This is a genomic window from Nitrosomonas sp., from assembly GCF_040256045.1.
Classification (GTDB): domain Bacteria; phylum Pseudomonadota; class Gammaproteobacteria; order Burkholderiales; family Nitrosomonadaceae; genus Nitrosomonas.
Genome location: NZ_JBDZWD010000069.1, coordinates 1 through 9,088, shown reverse-complemented (window position 1 = coordinate 9,088; position 9,088 = coordinate 1). Strand labels below are relative to the sequence as shown.

The 9,088-nt window shown below is 49.9% G+C and carries 9 protein-coding genes and 2 pseudogenes; 5 read left to right on the top strand and 6 right to left on the bottom strand.

All coding sequences use genetic code 11. The features are described from left to right. Positions 1-1,571: dihydroxyacetone kinase subunit DhaK (locus ABUL11_RS10440; protein WP_350283793.1), on the top strand; the 1,571-nt coding region annotated here is incomplete at its 5' end. 84 nt (positions 1,572-1,655) lie between these two features. Beyond that, a pseudogene (locus ABUL11_RS10435) lies at positions 1,656-1,987 on the top strand (transposase); the annotation flags it as partial. Positions 1,988-2,278: 291 nt separating this feature from the next. Here ABUL11_RS10435 and ABUL11_RS10430 read toward each other — a convergent pair. The 3 genes from ABUL11_RS10430 to ABUL11_RS10420 are packed head-to-tail and all read right to left on the bottom strand — an operon-like array spanning position 2,279 to position 6,285. Beyond that, a complete protein-coding gene (locus ABUL11_RS10430) occupies positions 2,279-2,761 on the bottom strand; it encodes a hypothetical protein (protein WP_350283792.1) in 483 nt (160 codons plus the stop codon). A gap of 12 nt (positions 2,762-2,773) precedes the next feature. Continuing rightward, the gene (locus ABUL11_RS10425; RefSeq protein ID WP_350283791.1) at positions 2,774-4,237 is read right to left on the bottom strand and encodes a tyrosinase family protein; all 1,464 of its coding nucleotides are present in this window, start codon (positions 4,235-4,237) and stop codon (positions 2,774-2,776) included. A gap of 53 nt (positions 4,238-4,290) precedes the next feature. Beyond that, on the bottom strand, positions 4,291-6,285 hold the full coding sequence (locus ABUL11_RS10420) for a multicopper oxidase family protein (protein ID WP_350283790.1): 1,995 nt from the start codon (positions 6,283-6,285) through the stop codon (positions 4,291-4,293). A 354-nt stretch (positions 6,286-6,639) separates the two neighbouring features. Between ABUL11_RS10420 and ABUL11_RS10415 the strand changes: the two genes are divergently transcribed. Both ABUL11_RS10415 and ABUL11_RS10410 read left to right on the top strand, forming a co-directional pair. Continuing rightward, complete coding sequence (locus tag ABUL11_RS10415; RefSeq protein ID WP_350283789.1) at positions 6,640-6,921, top strand: antirestriction protein ArdA; 282 nt, start codon at positions 6,640-6,642, stop codon at positions 6,919-6,921. Then, positions 6,915-7,157 carry an antirestriction protein ArdA gene (locus tag ABUL11_RS10410; RefSeq protein WP_350283788.1) on the top strand — a complete coding sequence of 81 codons (243 nt, stop codon included), beginning with the start codon at positions 6,915-6,917 and terminating at the stop codon, positions 7,155-7,157. The genes ABUL11_RS10415 and ABUL11_RS10410 overlap by 7 nt, the downstream gene beginning before the upstream one ends. A gap of 132 nt (positions 7,158-7,289) precedes the next feature. Here the strand turns inward: ABUL11_RS10410 and ABUL11_RS10405 are convergent. The 3 genes and pseudogenes from ABUL11_RS10405 to ABUL11_RS10395 form a co-directional block, all read right to left on the bottom strand. Then, positions 7,290-7,552 (bottom strand): annotated as a pseudogene (locus ABUL11_RS10405) (type II toxin-antitoxin system RelE/ParE family toxin). Between the two features lie 30 nt (positions 7,553-7,582). Beyond that, positions 7,583-7,825: a type II toxin-antitoxin system ParD family antitoxin gene (locus tag ABUL11_RS10400; RefSeq protein WP_347888514.1), complete on the bottom strand. Its 243-nt coding sequence runs from the start codon at positions 7,823-7,825 to the stop codon at positions 7,583-7,585. Positions 7,826-7,912: 87 nt separating this feature from the next. Next, positions 7,913-8,596 carry a type 1 glutamine amidotransferase domain-containing protein gene (locus tag ABUL11_RS10395; RefSeq protein WP_350283787.1) on the bottom strand — a complete coding sequence of 228 codons (684 nt, stop codon included), beginning with the start codon at positions 8,594-8,596 and terminating at the stop codon, positions 7,913-7,915. A 221-nt stretch (positions 8,597-8,817) separates the two neighbouring features. Between ABUL11_RS10395 and ABUL11_RS10390 the strand changes: the two genes are divergently transcribed. Beyond that, a complete protein-coding gene (locus ABUL11_RS10390) occupies positions 8,818-9,060 on the top strand; it encodes a helix-turn-helix domain-containing protein (RefSeq protein ID WP_350283786.1) in 243 nt (80 codons plus the stop codon). The last annotated feature ends 28 nt before the right edge of the window (positions 9,061-9,088 follow it).

Below are 9,088 nucleotides of genomic sequence, written 5' to 3'. Positions count from 1 at the left end.
TCGATGGTCTGGTCGCGGCGTCTGGCGGTAAGCTGGCGCGGCTCGACGGCTATCCGCACATACGGGTCGTCGTGCGCAACGACTGGGACAAATCCAAGGTCGCGTTGATCTCGGGCGGCGGATCGGGCCATGAACCGGCACATGCGGGTTTTGTGGGGGAAGGGATGCTGACGGCTGCGGTGTGCGGTGACATCTTCGCCTCGCCGACAGTCGATGCGGTTCTGGCAGGCATCCTTGCCGTGACGGGATCGTCCGGCTGCCTGCTCATCGTCAAGAATTATACTGGTGACCGATTGAATTTCGGGCTGGCGGCCGAGCGCGCTCGCCAGTTCGGCTTGAATGTCGAGATAGTCATCGTGGACGATGATGTGGCGTTGCCCGACTTGCCCCAGGCCCGCGGCGTCGCCGGCACGCTTTTCGTGCACAAGATCGCCGGTGCGCTGGCTGAGAATGGCGCCGACTTGGCGCGTGTCGCCGCGGCCGCGCGCAAGGCCGCGTCAAAGACAAAAAGCATCGGCATGTCGCTCAGCACCTGCACCATCCCAGGTTCGCCAAAGGAGGATCGCATCCCGCCCGGTATGGCCGAGCTTGGGCTCGGCATTCACGGTGAAGCCGGGGTCGAGCAGGTCGAGTTCAAGGGCGCGAGCGAAGCTGTCGCTGCCATGGTCGAACGTCTGCCAGCTGCAATGGAAGAAAAGCCGCATGTCGCTATGGTCAACAATCTCGGCGGCACGTCGGTCATCGAGATGTCGATCATCCTCAACGAAATCCGGCGGTCAGCGATTGGCGAGCGGATAACCCACGTCATCGGGCCGGCGGCCATGATGACATCGCTCGATATGCATGGCTTCTCGATCTCGGTCTATCCTGCCGACGATGCCGAGATCGCCCTGCTCAAGCAGCACACGCCGCTGGCGGCGTGGCCACGGGTTTCTCGGCTAGGCCAGGTCGCGATTCAGGCGCTTCCGGACGGTCTGACGCCTGTCGTTCCGATACCCTCGATGCACAAGCCGACCAGGGAGTTTCTGACCAGTTGCTGCGAGGTTCTAATCGCCGCCGAGAACGACCTCAACGCACTCGACGCGAAGTCAGGCGATGGCGACACCGGCAGCACGCTGGCCGGCGCGGCACGCGCCCTGATCAGGGCCGTGGATCGATTGCCGCTTGCCGACCATACCCAGCTCTATCGCGCCATTGGCTTGGAGCTTTCCCAAACCATGGGAGGCTCGTGCGGTGTGCTCCTCGCGATCTTCTTCGCCGCAGCGGGCGATGCCGCCTCAAGCGGCTTGCCAATGCGCGAAGCGTTGCAGGCCGGGTTGCGGAGAATGCAGGAGATCGGCGGGGCACGTCCGGGTGACCGCACCATGGTCGATGCCCTTGCGCCGGCCCTCGATGCCCTGGAAGAGAGCCTGTCCGATGCGGCGAAAGCCGCGCGTGCGGGTGCCGATCGCACTGCCCACATGAGCAAGGCGAATGCGGGCCGCGCTTCCTATGTCAATGCCAGGCATTTGGTCGGTCACGCTGATCCAGGTGCTGAGGCGGTCGCGCGACTGTTTGAACACTTGGCCTAATTTTAGATAGTAAGCATCTATTTATAACATGTAATGAAACCGGACATTCCAGTTAAGAGAAAATAACCTTAACTGGAGGAAGCGATGGTAAGGAGAAAGCAGTACACAAAAAAATACAAATTAGATGCGATCAGTTTGGTATTGGAGCAGGGTTATACGACGACAGAAGTATCCCGAAGTCTGGAAATCAATGCCAATATGCTGAGGAGGTGGATTAGGGAGTACCAGGCAGATGATGCAGATCAGGCATTCCGAGGTAATGGGAAGTTGACAGCAGAGCAGGAAGAAATCCGGCAATTGAAGAGGCAAATCAAGCAGCTCAAGCTGGAAAAGCAGATATTAAAGGAAGCGACGGTCTTTTTCGCGAAAGAAACGAAGTGAAATACTCGTTTATCACCCAAAGAAAAAAGACCTACCTGATGTGGTTCAATAGTTCTGTAGACCTCTGTCACATGGAAATACTTGAAACAGTTCGAGACATAGCGAAATCCAGTAATCATAGCTACGGCAGTCGCAGTTATTGCTGGTTTGCGGGACGGATAGTTGCAATTATTTCTGGCTTAAAATCGCGCTGAATGCTGGTTGATCCAGTTTCAAATGCAGATCGTTACAGGTAACCATGCGGATTACAGATTTGTCATTTTGTAAAAGATAGACTTTCTCAGGCCGTTCTTTTGGATTCTCCGTGAGAGATAACTACCTGTATATTACTTTGGTGTGTTAATAAGTTCGATCCTTATTTCTGCTTCACCGCTGCCTTGTGAACCATCAAAACCTACTTCCAGGCATAACGGCTCTCCCGCTTTGATGAGCGAAGTCTGTTCCATCAACGAAACCAGAAAGCGCGATTGCCGCTCCGGCTCCTGTACGGTAAATGCGCGCAACGGATATACTGCAAAACGTGTCAACTCATAGCGTTGATTACCAACCACCAGCCAGACCACCAGCCCTGCTGGTGGTCTGAGTGGTTTGAATGACTGCACGACGACGACTGCACGTTTGTGATCCTGCTGCAAAGCTTGTAGATTTGCCGCGTCGAGATTGAAACACTGCTTTGCCGGTAATTTCAAGGTCGCTTTGCTGCGCGAGATCGGATCGTCATGAGTTCCGCCAGCATGGCTCAGTGTTGTCAAAAAGACAAAACCACTAAGAAACATTCGAACAGTCGGTTTGCTTTGCATCACGCGCATCAGATTTTTTCATCAAATGAATGCCAACTCGATCGAGGCTGGCACTACATCACCGACTGCTGTTGTTGCCACGCCTGGTTTGGGTACAGGTAAAAGCTGCACAGTAATCTCGTCATTCGTAAGGTTATTTGTCTTTGAGATATTTTTTAGCGCTTCAGTCAGATTGACGATGGTTGAGGGTAAGCCATGATCGCCACCATGTTTGAGAAAGCCCAAGGTCGTGACGTAATGAGGATCTGTATCTGGTACATCCTGATTGACTGTTTCTCGGTTGATGAATACACGAATGGCTTGTACGTTATCACTGATCTTGATATCGGAAATCAGCGCAACGAGTTCTCGCCCTTCAGTATTTTCGGCTACAGGCTTGAGCACTTCCTGCAAAGTTTGGGCCTCGAGCGGAAGAGACAAGTGCAGCGGTGCAGCCAGGGTAGCTGCTCGCGTATTGGACTGTTTGATTTTAAACAGTGTGGATTTTTGTGCGGGATCGAATAAGGCAGTAAGGTTTTGCGTGCGCAACGCGTCCACTTTTTTATTGTCGGGCTTGGGTATGTTGTCGTAGGTGTATCCCAGTGCGGAGGTGCTCTGCAGATCTTTCACCACTTTGGTATAGAACTTGCCATCGGGTGAGATGTAGTTGTTGGTGAATGGCATATTCAGCCACAGAGGGTCATCGGAGTTTTTGCGACCGAGTGCATTCCAGTAAGCCCAGATACGGTCAATATTGCCATGATGCATCATAAAAATCGGATCCCGCGGTGAATTCGAGTTCGGCATGTAGGCACCGATATTGTTGTGTATGTTGTTATGCGGAGTGCGCTCAAGAATACCTTGATTACCACCTCCCATAGGCACCCATTTGGGATCCAGATTATTTTGTTTGGGATTACGGCTGGTGCCAAATGCCTCATACACGGTTTCCTTATAGATGCTTTCAATCACCTTGGGGCCCACTAAGGCATCCGTCAGCGTATAGGGTCCGGTCAAGACATTACGTATCATGGATGCTTCATCTCCTCTACTCGGTACGTAGAGCGAATTAGGTTTTCCCTTGTAGGTTTTGTCGGTAAATGCAGCGGGCAGTTGGCGCAATGTTGTCCAGTCCCAATAAGGCATGGCAAATTCTGGGTTATTGGTTAGTACGGCTGCCGCCTTCTCATACATTTCCACAAATCCTCTATGCCAGGGAAGAAAATACCAGTCACCGTGCGGACAGTATTTGAAATCGTTTGCATCTCCATGTTGATTGGCAAATCCGGTCCAGCTCACTAAGTCGGTTTGTGGTTTATCTCGCATGAGGCCGACAAAATCCCGGTAAGTTTCCAGATCCGGGTCATCAAGACTCATATTGTTGACGCTACGTCGCTTTCTCAACCCGGTTTGAGCAAATGCCTTTACCCCAGGTAAGATGCCCGAAAATGCAGTAATTGCGCTTCCTGCTGCAACGGCTTTTAATACAGATCTTCTTGTAACCATCCTGGTTCTCCTAAGTCGGTTGGGCGTTTCAATGAGGATTGTTTGATGTGGATTCAGTGCTTATGGCCCTTACTAATGCCATCTGCACCATCGGGCAATGCCACGCGAACGATTTGCATCATTCCCTGGTCTTCATGATCGAGGATATGGCAATGCAAAACATAATCGCCAATATAACGCTGGTAACGTGTGCGAACCACAACGGTATATTTACCCTCAGCCGGACTGGGCTGCATAATATTTTTTATCCATAGCGTATCTTTCCAAATCCCTTTAAGTGCTCGATATTGCAGATCCACGGTATCCTCTGCATCGTCTATTGCATCTGGTCCACTGACATCCTTGCCATTTGGATCCAGAATTTTCACAATCTGAAAGGGATTCACATGAATGTGAAATGGGTGGCTTACAAAATCGGATTGCAGCGTCCACTCGTCTACCCCACCAAGCATAAGTGTACGATTGATGATATCTGGATCAAAAGATTTGCCATTTACCTCAAATATCGGTGGATTCTGGCTTACGTCAATATTGAAGGTAAGATCTTGCGTACCAGTCACTTCGTCATCCTTGATATCCGGATGCGGTACAAAGCTCGATAACTTGAGTCCGCTGCGTAAATCTGCAACAACCTTGTCGCGTACATCAGCAGGCATATTTATGGCCGCAGCCGCAGCCAATTCAGAAGCAATATAGGTCGTGATGTCGGTCGGCACATTGCGTCCCGCTGCGACATTCACCAACCCCAGCAATTGACGCGAGGGTACAGCCTGATCGACATTAGACGCCGTGGGCGCAGCAGCATCAATCACGCAATAGATCCCAGCTTGAGGAAAGGCCATTAATGTATCCCAGCGGTAAGCAGGCTGGTAAACTGTCTGCACGGTTTTGATCACAGCACCAGTAGTCAACCCATCTGCTGCAATCAAGTGCTGAGGAAGTGGGTCACCTGTACAACTCTCATTGATAAAGGCATCCTGTTCGGATGCACGCAAACCTTGCGGACTTCGACTTCCCGCCTTCAGCTTTCTGAATTCGAGATTAATGGTATCGCGCACGCCGCCATGTATGACGCGCCAACGTTCAATCTGTCCAGCACTGGTACCATTGAAATTGGGTAACACCTGCCCGTTGATGCTGGTATAGCGCCCTGATGCTGGCCAGCTGCCCGGACCGAATTGATCATATCCCTCAATACCACCTACATCACCAGGATCACAGCGATAGGTATTATCCGGATTAAGTTTGATATTTCCGAGGGCATCACGGCAAGCATATTGAATTTGCTGTATTACCAGCACTCGTTCTTTGAAAGCTTGGTTCTGGGTGGGCTTGAGTAGGGTATCGATGTCACCGTTCTGTGTTGGAGTAGGGAAACGATTGCCACGAATAATCAGTGCTCCAGCCATGCCACTTGATACCTGCAAGGCTGTCGAACCGTGGCGATGGGTGTGGTACCAGAAAGTACCGGCGGGGTGATCAGAAGGGATGTTGTACTCATACTGAAAATGCACACCAGGATTGATCGATATCAGCACGTTATCGCCATTGCTCGCCGGATTTACCCACAAGCCGTGTGTATGCAGATTAGTGCCGTTAAAGCAGTGTGGATTGTTTATGTCTTGATCAGTTTGAATGCAGGTGGGATCAGCAGGTAATTTATTATTGAGGGAAATTCTGATTGTATCGCCCGGATTTACCTCAAGCATGGGAGAAACATAAGGAGCATCAGGATCTACATGCGTCCCTTGATAGCTGCGCAGCTTGACCGTATCAAAACGCTGCTCTGAAGGATTCCACAGCTTGCCGTTAGTGTAAACCACATTGAGCGCCAGCGAAGCTTCGTGCGACAAATCATTCACTGTCGTGCGTGACTGCATGAGCTCGGTTGTATGCGGAATGTTTCGTATTAACTCCAGCAAAGGAGGATTGGTAACAATGCGCGTATCAGCGGCTAACTCAGCACGAACAATCTGTGGAATAAATAGTACCAGTACAATAACGACCAGTTGCAATCTGGAGTAGGTGCTTAGTAAAGCTGAATTCATATTTTTTCACCCTATATAAATTTAAGGATCTCTGGAATAGTCGGGTGATCCATCTTTCTGTAAACAACCTTGAAGTTTCTTTCAATCTTGTTGATTGAGTATTTTTGAAATTATCAGCACCCCGAGTAATCTTAGTGATCGGGTGTTTGGCTTGTGGCATCACATTCAAGAATGTTTGGCTTCACATGACAAGCTAGTTACTTTCATCAAAAGGTCGAGAACAGGAACAATAAATTTCACCTCAATCTCTTCCTTACCGATATCGGCACTTAAGATATATCGCTTTAGGTTGCATCCGCGCGAACCGTCTGGGCATTGCCGCGCTTGCCAAACAACTCGACACGGCTGCGCCCTTTGACGACGAAGCCTTCCTCTCGGGCTGTTGCAGATTTGGCGGCTTACAACAATGGCAAACTTTATGGTGTCTGGAACAATGCGGCCGACGATCTGGACGCTATCCGGGAACAAGTGAATCAGATACTGGCTGCCAGTCCGGAAAGCTTCGCGGAGGAATATGCGATACATGACCATGAAGGCTTTGGCGGGTTTATTTTAAGCAAGTATGCAGGGCTTGAAACTACGCATGAAATCGCCTGCTTTATCGAGAAATACCCGGATTTTGGCAGTGAATGCTGAATTATTTTGGCGGTGACCTGGAAGAAGCCAGAACGGCAGCAGAGGAAAACTACTGCGGCTGCTATCCATCACTGGCCGATTTTGCGGAAGAACTAACCGAAGACACCACGCAGATTCCTGCAAATCTTGCTTACTATATCGATTACGAACGCATGGGCCGTGATATGGAGCTGAACGGCGATGTGTTCACCCTGGAAACAGGATTGGAAGAGGTGCATATCTTCTGGAATCACTAAAGGCCAAAGCAAAACGCTGCTGGCTGAAACCAGCAGCGCTTAGTTTTTCTGTTTTGAGGAAAAAAATCGCGTCGCCGAAATCCTCTGGCTTTCGGCGGCAACGGAATCAGGGCCGTACAATAGAAAACAGCATTACAAATGCTGTTCGATATCCATACGGCCATGCAGGATACGGATAATCTCAATCCGGTCTTTTCCAGTATAACGGTAAAAAATGACATGTTTACCAACCCCATACTTGAAATAGCCTTCCCGGATCTCATCACAAGCCCGGCCCAGACCGGGCTGTCCGCCAGATCATGAAATGCACGGTCAAGCTGTGTCAGATAGCGGATTTGTTGTGCTTTTCCCCATTCTTTTCGGGTGTAGCGGCCAATGGACAGTAAATCATCCATTGCTTTCTGCCTGAGGATAAATGATCCCATCTAATCTGCACTTTCCAGCTCATCCAGAACATTTTGCAGGGAATAATCAGCCGGGCCGCTTTGTTCACCCTCGATCAGGGCACGGCGTAATGCTTCCAGCTTTGCCTCGCGTTCTTCCAGCAGACGTAGTCCGGCGCGGATCGCTTCACTGGCTGAACCGTAGCGCCCGGCTTCAATCTGATGCGCAAGAAACTTCTCGAAATGCTCGCCCAGTGTGACACTGGTATTTTTTTGTACCGGCATAGTGTGCTCCTTCAATAAACGTATATATCTAATTATAATATTTGTTGGTATAAAAACAATTGAAGACTGGTTATGGCCCCTCAGACCTTACTTTCCAAGGGTTTTGATCAGCAAATCCGCTACAGCGCCACCAGAGGCAGGATTCTGTCCAGTGATCAGTCTCTGATCTTCAACAGCAAAAGAAACCCACGGTTCCTCAGCTTTCTTGTAGATAGCACCGCGTGCGACCAATTCGGTTTCGGTCAAGAAAGGGACAAATTTATCCAGTTCAACCAGTTTCTCTTCCTCGTTAGAGAAACCGGTAAGTTGTTTGCCTTTTACAAGCAGGCTGCCATTCGAGAGCTTGATATTCAGCAATCCGGCTGCACCATGGCAGACGGAAGACACAACCCCGCCATTTTCATAGATTTTACGGCTGATAGATTGCAGTTCGGCATTGTCCGGGAAGTCCCAAACCACGCCATGGCCACCTGCATAATAGATTGCAACGTAATCATCGGGATTGACTTCGCTGGCTTTCAACGTTTTGCCAAGACGATTCATGAAATCCTTGTCTTGATACCACTCCCAGTCAACAGGCTCGGCCATGGAAAGACTATGGGGATCAATGGGCGTGTAACCTCCTTTGGGGCTGACATAGTCAACTTCATAACCTGCTGCCTCGACTTTTTTCACAAAGTGAACGGCTTCACCGAGCCACAATCCTGTGGCCCGATCCATATCAGGATATTTTTCTACACTGGTAAGAACAACAAGGACTTTCCTGGTCATGAGTTAACTCCCTGACTGTGAATTGATGAGGAAGGTGATAAATAATTACGCGTTTTCAGAATATCTTCCATATTTTTGACGTTAAATGCAATGAAACGCTGGCTTTACCGGTTAGCTATTATTTGATAACCCATCATAAAATAGGCGTGCAAAAACGAGCGAAAGAGGTACAGAGCGATGACACATAAACGCCCGACATTCGATAAATTCCGGCAAACCGCATGGAATATCCGGAGGTCAAAGCCGAATACGATGCACTTTCAACGGCGTTCGAGATGAAACGCCAGATGATTGTTTTGCGCAAAAAAGCAGGTGTGACACAGGAACAGATGGCCGATCTGCTGGGTACTAAGAAAAGCAATATCTCCCGGCTGGGAAGCTTGCATTCGAATGTCTCACCGAGACTGGCTACTGTCGAAGATTATGCGCGTGTTCTAGGGCGTGTTGACGTTTCACATAGGTAGCCAGAGGGTCATGCAGGCCATTGCTACT

Excerpts from the sequence above, each read along its gene's own strand:
- ABUL11_RS10390 (WP_350283786.1), top strand. The coding sequence starts at position 8,818 with ATGGAATATCCGGAGGTCAAAGCCGAATACGATGCACTTTCAACGGCG.
- ABUL11_RS10420 (WP_350283790.1), bottom strand. The coding sequence starts at position 6,285 with ATGAATTCAGCTTTACTAAGCACCTACTCCAGATTGCAACTGGTCGTT.
- ABUL11_RS10410 (WP_350283788.1), top strand. The coding sequence starts at position 6,915 with ATGCTGAATTATTTTGGCGGTGACCTGGAAGAAGCCAGAACGGCAGCA.
- ABUL11_RS10425 (WP_350283791.1), bottom strand. The coding sequence starts at position 4,237 with ATGGTTACAAGAAGATCTGTATTAAAAGCCGTTGCAGCAGGAAGCGCA.
- ABUL11_RS10395 (WP_350283787.1), bottom strand. The coding sequence starts at position 8,596 with ATGACCAGGAAAGTCCTTGTTGTTCTTACCAGTGTAGAAAAATATCCT.
- ABUL11_RS10430 (WP_350283792.1), bottom strand. The coding sequence starts at position 2,761 with ATGCGCGTGATGCAAAGCAAACCGACTGTTCGAATGTTTCTTAGTGGT.
- ABUL11_RS10400 (WP_347888514.1), bottom strand. The coding sequence starts at position 7,825 with ATGCCGGTACAAAAAAATACCAGTGTCACACTGGGCGAGCATTTCGAG.